Source organism: Mycobacterium sp. FW102-FHT13B02, from assembly GCF_058790275.1.
In genome coordinates this window covers 78,686-96,610 of sequence record NZ_JBYTCM010000015.1, presented here as the reverse complement: position 1 = coordinate 96,610, position 17,925 = coordinate 78,686, and the positions used below count along the sequence as shown (strand labels likewise).

Below are 17,925 nucleotides of genomic sequence, written 5' to 3'. Positions count from 1 at the left end.
GTGCACAAATGACCGAACGCGGAATCTGGCTCGCCGACGCGGCCCAGGGCCAGAACCTGGCCACCTTCGTCGAGCGTGTGCTGCGCCTTGACGAAGCGGCGGTGGTGCGGTTGCGGGCCCGCGGTGACGGTGTCGTCGTCGCCTGGGCGGCAACGGGTTTCGAGGTGCTGGCCGCGCGCGTGGTGAGCGGCCGGTTGACGCCGTCCGACCTGTGCGCCGGCGCTGACGCCCTGAGCCGTGAGCTGCCCGGTCCGGGCCGCATCGATCCGGGGTTCGCGATGGACTCGGCGTGGCGTGGTGCGCTGCCGCCGGACAACGGATTCAGCCATCTCGACGACGTGCCGGCTCGCGCGATGATGGAGCTCTCGCAGCGGGGTGCCGATCTGGCCCGCGAACACAGTGGAGCACAGGGCCCGCCGCCGTCGCTACTGGACCAGGACGTCGTCACGGTAAGTGCCGGTGACGTCGAGGTGGGTATCCCGATGCGTTGCGTATTTGCCTTGACCGCCATGGGTTTCGTACCTGATCCGCTGCCCGAGAACGAGGTGGTCCGGGTTCGGGTACATCCGACGTGGCTGCGCATCGACGCCCGCTTCGGCTCGGTGTACCGCCGTCGTGGCGGTCCGATCCTGTTGTCGCCCTAGGAGCATGCCGAATTTCGGGGGACCGGTGCGCCGAGTTGTCGCTCACGCCGAAAGGCGCCCCACAGCACCTCGGCGGGGGCTGGGCCGGCAAAGCGGTTCGTGGCGGCCAACGCGAGACGTGAGGTTCGTTCACTGCGTGTAGATCGCCGAGAGGCTGCTCGCGCGGCGGATGTGAACTCCACCCGCCACGCGAGCACGAGGGCCGGGAACACTGTTGAGTTGTCAAGGTGCACAGCAGGTTTCAGATAGCGCGTGGGGCAGCTATGCGGCCACGTCCAGTCGCATGGTGCGGCGGTTATAGGCCGGGATCGGGTTCCGGTGGGGGTCCACGGTCGCCGGTGGGATGAGCCAGGGGTGTTTGTCCAGGCCCATGACCACGTCCCAGCCGTCGTGGTGAACGTTGGCGTGACACGCCGGGCACAGCAGGCAGCCGTTGCCCAGGCTGGTTTCACCGTTGTGCGTCCAGTGCACGATGTGGTGCGCATGGGTGCGCCCGGGCGGGGCGCCGCATTTGATGCAGCGCTGATCCCGCAGATACAACGCTTTGCGCAGAGGCGCCGGGAACAGGCGTTTCTCGCGCACCATGTCCAGCGGCACCTGCTCGCCGTCCACGATCACCGTGGTGACGGTGGTGTCGCAGCAGATTCGGTCCAGCGTCGCCATGCTGATTGATCCCATGAATTCCAGCTGGGCCAGGTCCGGGGCGTCGGCGGGCACTGTCAGCAGCAGTTGGGTGCGCGGCGCCGACGCGACATCCCCACCGCGAGCGGCGATATCCAACACCGCCTCCAGGGCATCAGCCCGGCGCCGCCCCGCCGAACGGACATCAGCGGAGCCGTCGGGTTCAGGCCGCGGCGCCGACCACTGCTCCATCGCAGCGACGAGTTTCGCACCGACTTCGGCATCCAGATCCGCGCGCACCTGCAACCGCCCGTCGCTGGTCACCCGGTGATCGACCGTGTTGATCGCCCGGTCCTCCGCGGCCGGCAGCCCACCCTCAGCCGCGGCGACCCGGTTGCCCAATCGCCGCGCCCGGTCCCCGATCTCCGCCGGGGTGGCCCCAGAGAAGAACTGCCCCAGCAGGTCGGTCACCTGCGCGAACCGGGCCTCCTCGGCCACATCACCCGGCGAGCGTGCCCGAATGTGGTTGATGCCCTTGACGATCGCATCCGCATGCTCGCCCGAGATCGCACCGTCCGCGGCGTGGGCGGCCAGCGTCGGAAGAAGCGGCAGCGCACCGCCGACCCGGACCATCCGCTCCGCCACACTCGGCGCGCACCCCAACGACATCAACAACTCCCGCAGCAACCGCCCCTGCGAAGCCGCCACCGCACACCGATCCAGCACCCCGGTCACCATCGCCGCCAGATGATCAACCACATTCCGCAGCGTCACCAGCACCCGCATCGATTCAAGAGCGTCGTCTCCGGTGATGTCGTCCGGAAGGCGCACGCCTCGAGCAATGTCGAGACTGGTGGTGAGATCTTGCGCGATTCCCATGTGATGTATCAGGACTTCGGTGATAGCTCTGCTTGGAAGCGACCCTTCTGGCGCGAGGCCGGACAGGTGGCGCAGGGGTTACTCCGCGGCTTGCGGCCGGCCTCCAGTCCCGACTGGCGGCGGGACTGATCGCCTACTCTGGCCAGACCGCCGTCAGTCCGGAATGGTCGCGTACGCCCGGACCGGGAACGTGCCGAAACCTTCGATGCGCGGCGGGACGGCGGTGAACCGGGCACCGCGGGCCGGCAGTGCCGCCAGGTTGGTGAGGTGCTCGACGACGTGAATCCCGTTGCCCAACAGCGCAGTATGGATGGGCCGCCGGCCCGCCGACTCGGGACTGGCGTCATCGATGTTGACCGAGTCGATACCGACGAGCGCCACGCCGCGGCTCACCAGCAGTTCGGTGGCAGCTTCGGACAGGAACGGTGCGTCGACGCCGTAGGCCTCGGTACCGAAATGCCGGTCCCATCCGGTGTCGATCAGGACCGCGCAGCCGGCCTCGATGTCGTCGGGTAGCTCGGCGACATCGACGCTGCGCGCCGCGACATCCCGACGGTGGACGACGACCGCGGGCAGGTCCACCAGCGTGTTCAAGTCGAGGCCCGCCAGGTCCGCGCCGTTCTCGTAGCGGTGAAACGGCGAGTCGATGTAGGTGCCCGTGTTGCCGACCATCGTGATCGCGCCGATCGCGAACTCGGTGCCGGTGGCATAGACCTCGCGGGACGCCTCGCGAGTGAGGTGGTCACTGATCGACGGTGCGGGCAGCCCCGGATAGGTCACCATCCCGGCCCGAATTGTGTGCGACAAATCGACGAGCATGAAGACCCTTTCCCGCGCGGCTGATGCCCAACCTTAGCGAGACGGGACGGGCTCCTTGGCGGCGGTCGATGGAATCACTCGGTCGAGTAGCGGCCCGGCCACCTTCTCGATCAGATCGAACGAGAAGGGTTGTGTCATACGTCGATTGATGCCCGGCGCGAGACGGTGCATGGCGTAGCCGAGCCATGCCTCTGCCCGCACCGGGACCACCGCGAGATCGTAGTTGACCGCCCGTACCGCGGCTCGCGCCACGAGGTCCGGGCTCATCGGCGAGAACGGCAGGACGTCCGCGAGCGCTTGAAGTTGTCTGGTGAGGCGCTTGGCCTGCTCGACGATGGCGGGGTCCACGCCGACCGTCACGGCTCGGTCGCCGATATGTGTGTTGATGACGCCGGGGCAGATTGCGCTGACGCCGATGCCGTACTGCCTGAATTCCAGGCGCAGACATTCGCTCAGCATCTTGACTCCCGCCTTCGACACCGAGTACGGCGCCATGACCGGCGTCGGCGTGAACGCTGCTGCCGAAGCGATGTTGACGATATGACCGCCTCGGCCACGCTCGGCCATCTGCACACCGAACACCCGGCAGCCGTGCACCACGCCCATGAGATTGACGCTGAGTTGCTTGTGCCAATCCGCGGCGGACAGTTGGAGAAACGGACCGCTGACGAGGATGCCGGCGTTGTTGACCACGACGTCGGGCACGCCGTGCTCGGTACGCACGTCGCGCGCGAATATCTCCCACGCGTCCGGGTCGGTGACGTCCAGCTGGGCGGCCGACGCCCGGCGGCCGGCGCCTTTGATCATGGCCGCGGTCGCCTTCGCCAGGTCGAGGTTGATGTCGGAGACCACCACGTGCGCACCGAGTTTGGCGAAGCGGATTGCGGTGGCACGCCCGATACCGCTTCCGGCGCCTGTGACCACCACGAGCTGCGGTTCGAGATTGTTGATCTTCATTCGGCCTCCTTCGACGTGGCTGCTACTTCGTGGGTGTTGGCCGCGCCGGTCCCATACCGGTAGACGTCGAGGTTGTAATGGCGGTTCTGCCAGTACATCTCACCGTGCGTCGTCGGCCGGAACGGTGAATCGCCGTGGTAGTCGATGTAATACGTGTTGGACCCCGCACACGTCGGTGTGAACAGGACGTTGCGTTCCTGGCGCCGCAGACAGTGCTGGAAGTAGGCGTCGTGAACTTCCCGGCGGATCTCCACCTCACGGGCGCCGCGCCGCTTGGCTTCGGCGATCGCGCGACTCAGGTGTGCCGCGGTGGCCTCGATCATCCATAGATACGACCCGAGCACGAATCCGTAGGGGCCGGTGATCATGAACATGTTCGGGAAGCCGGGTACCGAGACGCCCTGGTAGGCCTGAAATCGATTGACCGCCCAGAACTCCGCGGCGTCCAGTCCGCCGCGGCCGACGACCGGGAAGGGCGGTACCGAATCCCGTTCCCACAGTTTGAATCCGGTGGCGCAGATGAGGATGTCGACCTCGTGCTCGACGCCGTCGGCGGTCACCACGCCGCGCCCGGTGATGCGCTCGATGGAATCGGTGACCAAGCTGACGTCGCTGCGATTGAAGGTCTTCAGGTAGTCGTTCGACATTGACGGTCGTTTGCAGCCCAGGCCGTAGCGGGGGATCAGTTTCTCCCGGGTCGCCGGGTCGGTGATCTGACTGCGCATCCAGGCCCGCACCGGAGCCTCCGCGAGCTTGCGCGTCGCCTCGACCATCCAGCTCGGTCCGGTGAGCATGCCGCCCATCCCGACCTCGGTCGCGACGGTCCCGACGGCGCGCAGCACCGACCGAAATTTGCCGAACTCCAGCACGGCGCGGGCGATACCGTGAACCTCACTGTCAGGCTTGGGAAAAACCCAGATCGGCGTGCGCTGAAAGACGGTGAGATGCGCGACCTCGTCGACGATCGCCGGCACCAGTTGCAGCGACGTCGCGCCCGTTCCGATCACGGCCACCCGCTTGCCGGCCAGTGCGACGTCGTGGTCCCACAGGGCGGTGTGCATGAGCACGCCACTGAATTCCTGCAGGCCGGGGATGTCGGGCAACTTCGGCCGTTCCAGTCCACCGACCGCCATCACCACATGGCGGCCGGTGATCTCGGCGCCGCCGTCGATCCGCAACCGCCACATGCAGTTCTGTTCGTCGAACGTCGCTCCGGTGACGGACGAGCCCAGCCGCAACTTGTCGCGCAGGCCGTACTTGTCCACCATGTCGTCGGCGTAGTCGCGCAACTCGGTGCCGGGAGCGAACACTCGGGACCACCCGCCGCGCTGCTCATAGGAGAAGCTGTAGATGACGGACGGGATATCCACCGCGACACCGGGATAGGTGTTCGCGTGCCAGGTGCCGCCGACGTGGTCCCACTTGTCGATGACGACGAAATCGTGAATGCCCTTGCGCTGAAGGGCAATGCCGGCGCCGATGCCGCCGAAACCGGCACCGACGATCACGACTTCGTGATCTGGTTCCCGTCGCTCGGCCGTCGGCGGCGGCGCGTACTGAGTGCTGGCGGTCATGTCCGGCGCCGGGCTATCTCACGTAGCCGACGAGTTCGCCACCGGCACCGAACAAGTCGTGCTGCCAGCGTTCGAGAATCTCACCGGTGGGCACGTCGTCGGGGTGGAAGCCGGGCCGCAGATACTCGTGAATCTCCCCGAGAATGCCGCGCACCAGCGGCCCGCGGAACACTCCGTACGTCTGGCGCAGGACCGTGATCGGTCGCGGCCATGCCGTCGGATCCAGCAGGATCGACAACGCCACCGCGGCGGTGACAACCGGGATGGTCAGGAAATACATGAACCACATGACTGCGATGCGGGTGCGCTCAGAACCGCCCACCGACCGGTAGACGTCGAAGGCCACGGACTTGTGCTCCAGCTCCTCCATGGCGTGCCAGTTCAGCAGGCGCCAGACCTCGGGATCGCCTGGGATTGCCTGGATTTCGTCGTTGGAGAGCACCCGCGCGCCCAGGACGGCGGTGTAGTGTTCCGCGGCGGATGTCATCGCCAGATGCACCTTGGCCGGGATCAGCTTCTCGATGCGCAGCACCACCTTCTGCCGCACGCTGGTCGGAGCGAACAACAAGAACCGCACCAGGGGATAGCCCATGTCCGCGAGCTGCGTGTTCAACTTGCGGTGTTGCTGTCCGTGCACGGACTCCTGCCCGATGAACCCCGCGACGCGCTTCTTGAGCACGGGGTCGGTGATCTGGTCGGAGAAGCGGCGAACGGAACGGATGAACGACTCCTCTCCCGGTGGGAAGGAGCCGGACAACACGGCCACCAGGTGACTGAACACGATGTCGCCCTCGACGAAATGGCGGTGCAGGGGTTCGGGTTCGCCGAATCGGAACCGCATCCGGCGGACCTTGGGAAACGCGGCCGCGTACGCGGTGATCGGATCAGCACTCATGATCGATTCCTTCCGTGGTGCCGGCCATTTCCGGCCGGTCTCCTCGTTGAAGCGGAAGCGGGTTCTCCGGGTCCGGGGATATCGCGGCCGGGGTGTTCCGCTCCGGCGCCATCGTGGTGTGTTGCTCACCGCGTACGGCCATGCCGCCCGCCTTTCCCCGAACAATCAGTAACTAGTACCGCGAGTTCTAGTAGTTCGCACGTTACGACGACGTGCGGCCGAGCGCAAGGGTTTTGGATAATGACGTTTTCTGAACCGTCTGGGCGCCAGGTCGCGACCGACCCGAGCCGGCTCAGCCAGTGGTGCCGAACAGTGCCATCTGCTCGTCGGGCGCGATGACGACGCCGCGAGCAGCGGCTGCCGCCGACACCGCGCCCCAGATCGCCGGGGCCAGTTGCGCGATGAGTTCGTCTTTGCTGATCGTCGGCTCGTTGAGCCACCGCAGCACGCCAAGGGCAACGGCACCGAGGATCGCGTCGGCCGTGTATTCCAGGTGGTCGGCATCGCCGTCGTGGGCGCGCAGCATGGCCGCGAGAACTTCGGTCATGGCGCTCGACAGATTGCGGCCGTTCTCGAGTAGCTTGGTGCGGGAGTGGTCGTCGCTGAAATGCGAACCGACGACGAACCGAAAGAGGTTGGGGCGCTCGTCCACCAGATCGATGTAGCCGGCCAGAGCTGAACGAACGAGCTCCAGCGCCGTCGCGGTGACGTGGAACCGCGGAATGACGCGCTGGACGATCAGCTCCTGCATGCGCTCACCGACGGCGGCGAACAACGTCTCCTTGTCGGTGAAGAAGCGATACAGCTTCGGTCGTGGCACGCCCGCGGTCTTTACCACGTCGTCGATCGAGAGATCCGGCCCGAACTCGTCGATGGCGCGCAGGGTTGCCTCGATCAGCTCGGCCCGTACTGTCGCCCGGTGGGCGCGCCAGCGATCGGCCCGCGCGTCACCGGTCGGTGCGGACAGCCGCACCGCTACGCGCGTCGCGTCCACGGGCATGGGCTAATCGTAGGCCAGCCAGAGTGCCGTGTCGGGTGGCATTCGCCGGTCCGGTAGTGGCCCACTGGCGAGCAGAACCCGGCCGGCAGGGACGTCGACCGGATTGCTCCCGGTATTCAGCAGACATGCCAACCCGTCCTCGCACTGGAATGCCAGCAGACCGTCCGCAGTCGGTAACCACCGCACACAACGGCCCAAAGCTGGTCGCGCCCGGCGCAATTCGATTGCCTGCCGGAACAGTGTCAACGTCGAATCCGGGTCCACGGACTGCGCGGCAACCGTCAACGGTCCCCAGTCGTCGGGCATCGGCAGCCAGGTGTCCGAGGTTGCAGAGAACCCGTAGGGCGCGGTGTCGCCCGACCAGGGGAGCGGCACCCGGCAGCCATCGCGGCCGCGCTCGGCGTGGCCGGAACGCTCCCAGACCGGGTCCTGCAAAACTTCGTCGGGCAGGTCGACGTTGGGCAGTCCGAGTTCCTCGCCGTTGTAGACGAACACCGCTCCGGGCAGCGCCAGCATTACCAGCGCCATCGCCCGGGCCCGCGAAAGCCCCTGGGCGCCATCGCCGTAACGGGTCACTTCGCGTTCGACGTCGTGGTTGGACAGCGTCCACGTGGGCGGGGAATCGGCCAACTCTGCGGCGGCCAGGGAGTTCTCGATTGCTTCATGAACCGCGGCGGCGGTGAAATCGGCTCGTACCAAACGGAAGTTGAAGCCCAGGTGCAGTTCGTCGGGACGCAGGTACTTGGCGAAATCGGCGTTGTCGAACACCCACACCTCGCCGACGGTGGCCGCGTCGGGATAGTCGTCGAGCACCGTCCGGATGCCGCGGTGAATGTCGTGCACGCCATCGTTGTTGAAGCGCGGATCGTCTGCCTCGGACGTCAGCATGGCGGTGTCGGATTCCACGGCGGGCTCGGCCATGTCCGGTAGGTCGGCCGGTTTCGCCATCCCGTGCGCGACGTCGATCCGGAATCCGGCGACCCCGCGGTCCAGCCAGAACCGCAGCGTCCGTTCCAGATCCGCGGCGACCTCCGGGTTGTCCCAGTTCAAATCCGGCTGTGCGGCATCGAACAGGTGCAGGTACCACTGGCCGGGCCGGCCGTCGGGCGCGGTGACGCGAGTCCAAGCCGGGCCGCCGAAGACCGACGTCCAATTGTTCGGCGGCCGGGCGCCGCCCGGCCCGCGGCCGTCCCGGAAGAGGTAGCGGGACCGTTCGGGGCTGTCGGGGCCCGCGGCCAGGGCGGCCCGGAACCACGGATGCGCCGCGCTGGTGTGGTTCGGAACCAGGTCCATGGTGATCTTGATGTCCGCGGCGCGGGCGGCGGTGATCAACCGCTCGAGCGCGGCCATCCCGCCGAACAGAGGATCGACGTCACGCGGGTCGGCGACGTCGTACCCGTGATCGACCATGGGGGAGACCATGACCGGGTTGAGCCACAATGCGTCGACGCCGAGCACGCGCAGGTAGTCCAGATGCGCCGTCACGCCGTCGAGGTCACCGACGCCGTCCCCGTCACTGTCGGCGAACGAGCGCGGGTAGAGCTGATAGAAGACCGCGCGTGCCCACCACCGCGGGTCCGTCATCAGAACGCCGAGTTGACCATGTGTTGGGCGGCCATGTCGAAATAGTCCAGCAGTGCCTGCCGGTGGGCGTCGTCGATGGTGTCGGCGCCGATCGAGGCGAGCGCGCTGTGCATGCACCGCAGCCAGGCGTCCCGTTCCAGGAAACCGATCCGGAACGGCGCGTGCCGCATCCGCAGCCGGGGATGCCCCCGTTCTTCGCCATAGGTGCGCGGACCGCCCCAATACTGCTCGAGGAACATCCGCAGTCGGTGTTCGGCGCCGTCGAGATCGTCCTCCGGATACAGCGGGCGCAGGATTTCGTCATCGCGGACCAGTTTGTAGAACCGCGACACCAGGAGCCCGAAGGTCTCCGCTCCACCGATTTCGTCGTAGAACGACCGTTGCGCCTCTGTCACGGTCGCCATTGTCCACGAGGGCGCGATGGCGCGTTCCCCGCGGGAGTCGTCACCCGAAGTTCACCCGATGGTCCAGCTAACACGCCGGAATTCTCGTGCGATCTCCGCCGATCCGTGGTGGACTGTCAATACGGAGGACGTATGTCGCAACGGAGGAAGGTCCGCGGCCACAGACTTCATGGCGCCGCGGCAGGCTCGCTTGGGCCCGTTTCGGGCCCAGCGCTGTCATCACCCCTGCATGCAGTCGAGTCGGGTCCCAATGCCGGTTCGCTCTGGGGCCGTCGCCGCGTCCTGCTGCTCAATTCGACCTACGAACCGCTGACGGCCCTGCCCATGCGCCGGGCGGTGATCATGGTGCTGTGCGGCAAAGCCGACGTGGTGCACGACGATCCGACCGGTCCGCTCATACACTCGGCGACGCGCGCGGTCCGTGTGCCGTCCGTCATCCGGCTGCGCAACTTTGTGCGGGTCCCTTACCGGGCCCGCATTCCTATGACGCGGGCCGCGCTGATGCACCGGGACCGGTTCCGGTGCGCGTATTGCGGCGGGAAGGCCGACACCGTCGACCATGTCGTACCCCGCAGCCGCGGTGGCGAGCACTCCTGGGAGAACTGTGTCGCGGCGTGTGGCCCGTGTAATCACCGCAAGGCCGACCGGCTGCTCTCGGAGCTGGGCTGGTCATTGCACGTGGTGCCGTTGCCGCCCAAGGGGCAGCATTGGCGCCTGCTGTCTGTGGTCAAGGAACTCGATCCGGCGTGGGTGCGGTATCTCGGTGAAGGCGCCGCCTGACACCGGACACCGGATTGCCCCTCTCGCCCGCACGGGCGCGGTCGGTGCTGATACGGTTTGCCCGTGAGCATTGCACTTACTCATTCGCTGCTCGGCGGGGTGCCGCTGGTACTGCTGCTGGTGCTTGGCGCGCTGTTCTTGCTGCGCAAGAGCCCGCATCCGGACACCTACAAGATGACCGACAAGTGGACCCACGCGCCGATCCTGTGGGCGGCCGAGGAACCGGCGGATCACGGCCACGGCGGCCATGACTCGCACCTGACTGTGGGAGGTGGCGCAAGTGGCAAGTGGTAGCCAGACCGAGGTCGCAAACATCGATCCGGCCAACCTGCCGTACGGCTACGCCGTCACGTACAGCGGCCGCGTCTCCGGCGTCACCGAGCCCGGTGAGCTGTCGGTGCACTACCCGTTCCCGGTCAAGGACCTGGTGTTCCTTGACGACGCCCTGAAGTACGGTTCGCGCGCCGCCGGCGCCCGTTTCGCCGTCTACATCGGCGACCTGGGTGCGGACACCGCCGCCACGGCCCGCGAGGTACTGGCCACGGTGCCGACGCCGAACAATGCGGTGCTGCTGGCCGTCTCGCCGGATCAGAAGGCCATCGAGGTCGTCTACGGCTCCGAGGTCCGCGGCCGCGGCATCGAAGAGGCTGCTCCGCTGGGCGTCTCCGCGGCGGCCGCGTCGTTCAAGCAGGGCAACCTGATGGACGGGCTCATCAGCGCGGTTCGCGTGCTGAGCGCCGGCGTCTCGCCAGCCTGATTTTCTTCACTCTGCCGGGTGCGAACCGATTGTTCGCACCCGGCAGAGTGCTGTCCGGGGCTAGGTCACCGCTGACTGATGAGGGATACGGTCCACTGCCGCCGATCCACGATAAGGGGCAGGATCAGCGGGAAAGAGAAAGAGCGGGGTAGCGCTTGCGCAGGCGAGCTTCATAACCTGGCTGCAGGGCGGTCAGGCTGATGTCGCCGCCGTAATGCGCCAGCACGCGCGGGTCCATCACCCGGCGCCAGAGCGGCGGGCAGATGGCCAGCAGCAGCATGGTCCCGTAGCCGCCGGGCAGCTGCGGAGCCTCATCGGCATGGCACAGCGCCTGGTACCGGCGCATGGGGTTGGCGTGGTGATCGGAGTGCCGCTGCAGGTGGAACAGGAAGACGTTGGCGATCACGGTGTTGCTGTTCCAGCTGTGACTGGCGCGCACCCGTTCATAACGGCCGCCCGGGAGCTTCTGCCGCCGCAGGCCGTAGTGCTCGAGGTAGTTGACGGTCTCCAGCAGGAAGATGCCGATCACGGCCTGGCCGAACAGCCACGGCAGAACCGTGACGCCGAACCAGGCCACCAGGACGATGAACAGGGCGACACTCAGCAGCCAGGCGTTGAGTACCTCGTTGTGCAGCGACCACTTGGACTTGCGCACGCGGGCGAGCCGGTCGCACTCGAGCCGCCAGGCCGACCGCAGGCTGCCGACGACCGACCGGCCGATGAAGGCGTACAGGCTCTCGCCCAGTCGCGAGCTGGCCGGATCCTCCGGGGTCGCCACCCGCACGTGGTGACCGCGGTTGTGCTCGACGAAGAAGTGCCCGTAGCAGGTCTGGGCCAACGCGATCTTGCTGAGCCGGCGTTCGGACATGCCGCGCTTGTGGCCGAGCTCATGCGCAGCGTTGATCGCGATGCCGCCGACCGTCCCGACCGCGGCCATGAGGCCCAGCTTGTCGGCGAGCGACATGGTCACCCAGCCGCCGCCGGCCCACAGCCAGCACGCGAAGATCAGCGACAGGTACTGCGCCGGCAGAAACAGGTGGGTGGCGAGCCGGTAGAAGGGGTCGTCTTCCAGGCGGCGCAAGTCACCGGGCGCCTGCTCGGCCTCGGGTCCGACGATGTGGTCGAGCAGCGGCACGAGCCCGAACGTGAGAACCGAGCCGGTCCACCAGAATGCGTCGACGCCGGTGAGCCACACGAGCAACCAGGACAGGGCGACCATTCCGGGAGTGATGGGGCCGAGTAGCCACACGTAGCGCTTGGCGTCGAGCCATTTGGACTTGGGCGCAGCGGCTGTGCCAGTCGTGCCGCGTGCAGGCGCGTGAGGCTGCGACGCCTCTTGACCCGCGCGCAATGCCGACAACACCCCGTATTCGTACCCGCATTCGGCCATTTGCGCAAATACGGGACGGTAGCCAGAGCCAGTTCCTGTCCGTTTTCTCAGCGTTATCCGGCAAATTGTTTGAACGGTCCGCATGCGGGGGTATTCCGGTCAATCGGCCAGCCGGTGTCCCCGGGGCGAGGCACCCGTCGTCCATTCGGCGTCGACGACTATAAAATTGCAGGTAGATTGCTATACATGCATATGGGTGACGTACGACATACCGCGGGTCGCACGGGTCCGGCGACGCGCTGACAGCCGGATCTCGCGCAGCGGCGGAAACCCCGCAGCATCGTGTAATTTTTGTGATGAATCCGTTATTCGGGACCCTCACACTGGTCCGCTACGGGTTAGCTGGAGGGTAAGGCGGAAGGACGATCTTGGCAGTGTTGCAGGGCCGGCATGGATACATCCGGCGCCGGAGCTCGGCCTGTGCAGCCGACACGTGTCTCCCCGCGGCGGGTAGCCGATGAGCCCGCTCAGCCGGCGGCAATTTCTCGGCGGTGCGGCGGTGGTGGGCGTCGCCGGCGCGGCCGGCGTCGGGGTCCTCGTCGAAAGATCGCGCGACCGGACCGAAGCCCGGAAGCACTTCTCGGCCATCGTGATCGGCAGCGGGTACGGCGGTGGCGTCTCGGCGCTGCGGCTGGGGCAGGCCGGCGTCGAGACCTTGGTCATCGAACAGGGCAGGCTGTGGGACAAGCCCGATGACGACGGCAAGCGGTTCTCCAAGATGCTGCCCGCCGACACCCGCGCCGGCTGGTTCACGAAGGTGCCGCCGAGTCTGGTCACCTCTTTCGGCGGCTTCACCGTCGAGCAGGTGGCGGAGCACGCGCCGTCGCCCCAGCCGATCCAGGCCGGCATCTGCCAGAAGGTGACGCACGGCGCCCACGACGTCTTCCGGGGCCTGGCGGTCGGTGGCGGCTCGATGATCAACGCGGGCATTGCCGCCATCCCGACGCAGGGGCAGCTCGCCACGGCGTTCCCCGACATCGGCACCGACGAGTTTCTGAACACCTATGTCGAGCGCGCCAAGACCGCGCTGAAGATCAGCTACCGCGACACGCCCTGGTTCGAGCAGACGCCGTGCTTCCAGTACGCCCGGGTCGGCCGCAAGTACGCGGCAGCAGCCGGCTACAAGGTCGACTACAACGGCAGCTCCTACTCCTTCGATTACCTGGTCAAGGAGGCCGCCGGCCAGGTGCCGCAGTCCTCGCTGGCGTTCGAGCAGCAGTTCGGCAACAACTACGGCCGGTTCGGCAGCGTCGACCAGACCTACATCGCCGAAGCGCTCAAGACCGGCCACGTCACGCTGCGCCCACTGACCGAGGTGACCTCGATCCACCAGGAACGCTCCGGCGAGTTCGTGGTGTCCACCCGCGAGATCGATCGCTGGGGCAAGGAACTGTCCAAGACCGAATTCGGTTGTGACCAGCTGTATCTGGCGGCCGGCGTGCTCGGCACCACCAAGCTGCTGCTGAAGGCGCGGGAGACCGGTGGCCTGGCCCATCTGAACGATCAGATCGGCAAGGGCTACGGCAACAACGGTGACCTGATGGTCGGACACAACCTGGCCAAGAGTGATCCGGCCGGCACCACGCAATCTCTCATGGGCATGATCAACATCGACGGTCGCGACGACCCGGACAACCCGGTGTACGCCAGCATGTTCTCCATGCCACTGCCCGTCGAAACCTATCTGCTGGGCTACTACGTCATGGTCGACACGGGCGACCGGGCCGACATCACCTATGACCGCCAGTCCGACACCGCGACCATCCAATGGACCGACGCCTTCGCGGCGAACAACGAGGCCAGGGCGAGGCGGGTGTTCGACAAGATCCTGCGGGCCAACAAGGTCGACTACCGCAATGACCTGTTCAGTGGAAAGGTGTTCGCGCCCAACACCGTTCACCCGCTGGGCGGATGTGTGCGAGGCAAGGCCACCGACGCCTTCGGGCGGGTGAACGGCCACCGCAACCTGTTCGTCAACGATGCGTCGCTGATGCCCGGCCACCTCGGGTGCAATCCCTACATGACCATCACCGCGCTTGCCGAGCGCAACATCGAAGGCATCCTGCAGGGCCGCACCTAGCCCGGAATCGGCCAGGTGCGGCTCGTGCAGTCGCGTCAGCTGATGTCGAAGGCCCGCGCGCGCAGCGAACGTTCCACTCCCGCACGGCCTTCCAGTACCAGGCGGCGCAGGGCGGGTGGGACCTGCGGATCGGAGAGGAACCGGTCGGCCGCATCGAGGCCGGCCTGGCTGATGTCCCATCCCGGGTACAGGCCGATGACCACCGTCTGGGCCACCTCGCTGGAACGCCGCTCCCACACTCCGGAGATCGCCGCGAAGTACTGATCCCGGAACGGGGCCAGCAGCTCGTGCTGTCCGGGCTGGACCAGACCGCCGACGATCGCGCGCGTGGTGATGTTCGCCAGCGTGTCGTCCTCGATGACCCGTTGCCACGCAGCCTCTTTCACCGCCACCTGCGGGCGCGCGGCAACTGCGGCAGCGGCATTGCGCTGACCAGCCGCCGTCGGATCCTGCTGGGCCTCGGCGTCGATGAACGGCGTCGCCGCGCCGTCGGCGTCGATCACGCCGGCGCGGGCCAATGCGGTCACGATGCGCCAGCGCAGATCGGTGTCGATGACCAGCCCTGGCATGTTCACCGCGGCGGGCTCGTTGTCCAGCAGCGTCGACAGCACCGCGATGTGGTTCGGTGCCAGCACCGACGTGCACAGCGCGTTGACGTACGCCAGCTGGTGGTCCGATCCCGGCGACGCGTCCCGCGCCAGGTCCAGCAGCGCGTCACCGAAAGCGGCCCAACCGATTTCGGCTGCCCACACCGGGTCGGCATAGGAGGTCAGCGCGGTCTGTGCCTGCAGCACCAGCCGCTGGGCGACGCCCACCTCGGTCTCGGCGTGCAGCCCGCTCATCACCAGTGCGACGAACTCGCGAGCCTTCATCTCGGCCTCGCGGGTCATCTCCCACGCTGCCGACCAGGCCAGGGTGCGGGGGAGCGGGTCCTCGATGTCGGCGATGCGGCTCAGCACCGTCTGCAGCGACGCGGGATCGAGCCGCATCGAGCAGTAGGTCAGGTCGTCGTCGTTCACCAGGATCAGCTTGCTGCGGGAAAGCCCAACCAGGGCAGGAACATCCGTCACCGGACCTGCGACGTCCAGCTCCTCGCGGTGGACGCGGACCAGCTTGCCCGAGCCGTCGTCGTCGTACAGGCCGACGGCAAGCCGGTGTACGCGTGTCTCGCCCGCACCGGGCGCCGCACCGCTTTGGGTGATGGCAAACCGGGTGAACGCACCGTCACCGTCGACGTCGAAATCGGCCCGCAGCGTGTTGAGCCCCGTGGTCTTGAGCCACTGCTGGCCCCAGTCCGACAGATCGCGGCCCGAGGACTTCTCCAGCGCACCAAGCAGATCGGCAAAAGTGGCGTTGTCGTAGGCGTGGTCGCGGAAGTAGTCGCGCAGGCCCGAGAGGAACGGTTCCAGTCCGACGTAAGCCACCAACTGCTTGAGCACACTGGCGCCCTTGGCGTAGGTGATGCCGTCGAAGTTGACTTCGACAGCGGCCAGGTCGGGGATGTCGGCGGCGACCGGGTGGGTGGACGGCAGCTGGTCCTGCCGGTACGCCCAGGACTTCTCGACATTGGCGAAGGTGGTCCAGGCCTGTTTGTACTCGGTGGCCTCGGCCTGGCACAGCACCGATGCGAACGTGGCGAAGGATTCGTTGAGCCACAGGTCATCCCACCAGCGCATGGTGACCAGGTCGCCGAACCACATGTGAGCCATCTCGTGCAGCACGGTCTCGGCGCGGCGCTCGTACGAGTAGCGCGTGACCTTGGACCGGAAGACGTAATCCTCCAGGAACGTCACCGCGCCGGCGTTCTCCATGGCGCCGGCGTTGAACTCCGGCACGAACAGCTGGTCGTACTTGCCGAACGCGTACGGCGTGCCGAAGTTCTTGTGGTAGAAGGAGAATCCCTGCTTGGTCTCGGTGAAGAGCCGGTCGGCGTCCATGAACTCGGCCAGCGAGGCGCGGCAGAAGATGCCCAGCGGAATGTCGCCGTGCTCGTCGCTGTAGACGTCGTCCCACCGGGCGTAGGGCCCGGCGATCAGCGCGGCGAGGTAGGTGCTCATCTTCGGGGTGGTGGCGAATCGATGAACCGTCCCCGTATCTGATGCCGCCGCCGGGGCGGCTCCGGCCGACGTACCGGCACCGTTCGAGATCACCTGCCAGTGCGCGGGTGCGGTCACCGTCACGTCGAACGTGGCCTTGAGGTCCGGCTGGTCGAAGCAGGCGAACATGCGCTTGGCGTCAGCGGTCTCGAACTGCGAGTAGAGGTAGACCTCGCCGTCGACCGGGTCGACGAAGCGGTGCAGGCCCTCACCGGTGTTGGAGTAGCGGCAGTCGGCGTCGATCACGGCGACGTTCTGCTCGGCCAGCCCGGTCAACAGCACGCCGGTCGATTCGTCGTAGGCCGACACGTCGACCGGCAGCCCGTTGAGCGTGGCGCTGCGGATGGAGTCGGCGGCGATGTCGATGACGGTGTTGGCGCCGGGCAGGGCGCTGAACGTCACCGTCGTCACCGATCGGAAGGTGCGCTCGCCCGGCGCACCGGCACCGTCGGTGAGGTCCAGATCGATGCGGTAGTTGTCGACGGTCACCAGCGCCGCGCGCTCGGCGGCCTGGTCGCGGGTCAGATTCGGAAGTGCCACGTCACCAACTTAAGGGACAACCGGTGGCCGTGACCGGGAACATAGGGACGCCGGGCATAGTTGTCGACAACAGGGTTCTGTACCGACCGCACGAAGGAAGTTCAATGGCCGACTCTGCCGTTACCAAGGATGTCGCAGGATTTTGGTTCGATCCGTTGTGCCCGTGGGCCTGGATCACCTCCCGGTGGATCCTCGAGGTCGCGCAGGTCCGCGATGTCGACGTGCAGTTCCACGTCATGAGCCTGGCGGTGCTCAACGAGGGCAGGGACCTGCCGGAGCAGTACCAGGAGCTGATGAAAAGCGCCTGGGGCCCGGTCCGCGTCGCGATCGCCGCCGAAGAGGCCCTCGGCTCCGAGGTACTCGCGCCGCTGTACACCGCGATGGGCACCCGGATTCACAACCAGGGCAACAAGAACCTTGCGGAAGTCATCGCCGAGTCCCTCGAAGAGCTGGGCCTGCCCGCCGAGCTGGCGGAGGCCGCCACCAGCGAGAAGTTCGACGAGGCGCTGCGCAAGAGCCACCACGCCGGCATGGACGCAGTCGGCCCCGATGTGGGCACCCCGACAATCCACGTCAACGGGGTCGCGTTCTTCGGTCCGGTGCTCTCCCGCATCCCGCGCGGTGAAGAAGCCGGAAAGCTGTGGGACGCATCCGTGATTTTCGCTTCCTACCCGCACTTCTGGGAGCTCAAGCGCTCCCGCGACGAGGCTCCCGAGTTCGACTGAGCACAATCCGCCGCTAGCCACGCTCCGTCCGGGTCGGCACAGGTAATCTCGTCGGCGTTCCGCAAGGAACGTCTGGCCGCCGTTACGGTGGTCAGACACATCCGAAACATGAGCCACAACGATGCAACTGGTGGGGAGCGACGTGCCGACGGACAGTTTCGTCCTTCGACGTGCGGGTTT

General features: G+C 66.9%; 16 protein-coding genes. 6 read left to right on the top strand and 10 right to left on the bottom strand.

Annotated elements, in window-relative coordinates; all coding sequences use genetic code 11:
• Positions 1 to 8 precede the first annotated feature (8 nt).
• The gene (locus AC3WTE_RS22615; protein WP_492441085.1) at positions 9 to 644 is read left to right on the top strand and encodes a DUF8010 domain-containing protein; all 636 of its coding nucleotides are present in this window, start codon (positions 9 to 11) and stop codon (positions 642 to 644) included.
• A gap of 261 nt (positions 645 to 905) precedes the next feature.
• Here the strand turns inward: AC3WTE_RS22615 and AC3WTE_RS22610 are convergent, their stop codons facing one another.
• The 8 genes from AC3WTE_RS22610 to AC3WTE_RS22575 form a co-directional block, all read right to left on the bottom strand.
• On the bottom strand, positions 906 to 2,144 hold the full coding sequence (locus AC3WTE_RS22610) for an HNH endonuclease (RefSeq protein WP_492441084.1): 1,239 nt from the start codon (positions 2,142 to 2,144) through the stop codon (positions 906 to 908).
• A 153-nt stretch (positions 2,145 to 2,297) separates the two neighbouring features.
• Positions 2,298 to 2,963, bottom strand: a complete 666-nt coding sequence (locus AC3WTE_RS22605) for a cyclase family protein (protein ID WP_492441082.1) — start codon at positions 2,961 to 2,963, stop codon at positions 2,298 to 2,300.
• 33 nt (positions 2,964 to 2,996) lie between these two features.
• Complete coding sequence (locus AC3WTE_RS22600; protein WP_492441081.1) at positions 2,997 to 3,920, bottom strand: SDR family NAD(P)-dependent oxidoreductase; 924 nt, start codon at positions 3,918 to 3,920, stop codon at positions 2,997 to 2,999.
• A complete protein-coding gene (locus AC3WTE_RS22595; protein WP_492441080.1) occupies positions 3,917 to 5,494 on the bottom strand; it encodes a flavin-containing monooxygenase in 1,578 nt (525 codons plus the stop codon). The genes AC3WTE_RS22600 and AC3WTE_RS22595 overlap by 4 nt, the downstream gene beginning before the upstream one ends.
• Before the next feature lie 13 nt (positions 5,495 to 5,507).
• Positions 5,508 to 6,389 (bottom strand): metal-dependent hydrolase, encoded by an 882-nt coding sequence (locus AC3WTE_RS22590; RefSeq protein ID WP_492441078.1) that lies wholly within the window; start codon positions 6,387 to 6,389, stop codon positions 5,508 to 5,510.
• A gap of 292 nt (positions 6,390 to 6,681) precedes the next feature.
• Positions 6,682 to 7,389 (bottom strand): TetR/AcrR family transcriptional regulator, encoded by a 708-nt coding sequence (locus AC3WTE_RS22585; RefSeq protein ID WP_492441077.1) that lies wholly within the window; start codon positions 7,387 to 7,389, stop codon positions 6,682 to 6,684.
• Between the two features lie 3 nt (positions 7,390 to 7,392).
• Entirely contained in the window at positions 7,393 to 8,973 is a 1,581-nt protein-coding gene (locus tag AC3WTE_RS22580; protein ID WP_492441075.1) for a glycoside hydrolase family 13 protein, read from the bottom strand.
• A complete protein-coding gene (locus tag AC3WTE_RS22575) occupies positions 8,973 to 9,377 on the bottom strand; it encodes a globin (RefSeq protein ID WP_492441073.1) in 405 nt (134 codons plus the stop codon). Before AC3WTE_RS22575 ends, AC3WTE_RS22580 begins: the two co-directional genes overlap by 1 nt.
• Positions 9,378 to 9,509: 132 nt before the next feature.
• Between AC3WTE_RS22575 and AC3WTE_RS22570 the strand changes: the two genes are divergently transcribed.
• The 3 genes from AC3WTE_RS22570 (at position 9,510) to AC3WTE_RS22560 (ending at position 10,914) form a co-directional block, all read left to right on the top strand.
• Positions 9,510 to 10,157, top strand: a complete 648-nt coding sequence (locus AC3WTE_RS22570; RefSeq protein ID WP_492441071.1) for an HNH endonuclease — start codon at positions 9,510 to 9,512, stop codon at positions 10,155 to 10,157.
• A gap of 63 nt (positions 10,158 to 10,220) precedes the next feature.
• Positions 10,221 to 10,451 carry an aa3-type cytochrome oxidase subunit CtaJ gene (ctaJ, locus tag AC3WTE_RS22565; RefSeq protein WP_459369034.1) on the top strand — a complete coding sequence of 77 codons (231 nt, stop codon included), beginning with the start codon at positions 10,221 to 10,223 and terminating at the stop codon, positions 10,449 to 10,451.
• A complete protein-coding gene (locus AC3WTE_RS22560) occupies positions 10,438 to 10,914 on the top strand; it encodes a DUF5130 domain-containing protein (RefSeq protein WP_492441069.1) in 477 nt (158 codons plus the stop codon). The genes ctaJ and AC3WTE_RS22560 overlap by 14 nt, the downstream gene beginning before the upstream one ends.
• Before the next feature lie 124 nt (positions 10,915 to 11,038).
• Here AC3WTE_RS22560 and AC3WTE_RS22555 read toward each other — a convergent pair whose 3' ends face one another.
• The gene (locus tag AC3WTE_RS22555; RefSeq protein WP_492441067.1) at positions 11,039 to 12,304 is read right to left on the bottom strand and encodes an alkane 1-monooxygenase; all 1,266 of its coding nucleotides are present in this window, start codon (positions 12,302 to 12,304) and stop codon (positions 11,039 to 11,041) included.
• Between the two features lie 457 nt (positions 12,305 to 12,761).
• Here AC3WTE_RS22555 and AC3WTE_RS22550 point away from each other — a divergent pair, with 457 nt between their 5' ends.
• Positions 12,762 to 14,384 (top strand): GMC oxidoreductase, encoded by a 1,623-nt coding sequence (locus AC3WTE_RS22550; protein ID WP_492441066.1) that lies wholly within the window; start codon positions 12,762 to 12,764, stop codon positions 14,382 to 14,384.
• A 35-nt stretch (positions 14,385 to 14,419) separates the two neighbouring features.
• On the opposite strand, the gene pepN is transcribed toward AC3WTE_RS22550, so the two are convergent.
• The gene (pepN, locus tag AC3WTE_RS22545) at positions 14,420 to 17,020 is read right to left on the bottom strand and encodes an aminopeptidase N (RefSeq protein WP_492441064.1); all 2,601 of its coding nucleotides are present in this window, start codon (positions 17,018 to 17,020) and stop codon (positions 14,420 to 14,422) included.
• Positions 17,021 to 17,124: 104 nt separating this feature from the next.
• Between pepN and AC3WTE_RS22540 the strand changes: the two genes are divergently transcribed.
• Positions 17,125 to 17,745, top strand: a complete 621-nt coding sequence (locus AC3WTE_RS22540; protein ID WP_492441062.1) for a mycothiol-dependent nitroreductase Rv2466c family protein — start codon at positions 17,125 to 17,127, stop codon at positions 17,743 to 17,745.
• Positions 17,746 to 17,925: the final 180 nt, after the last annotated feature.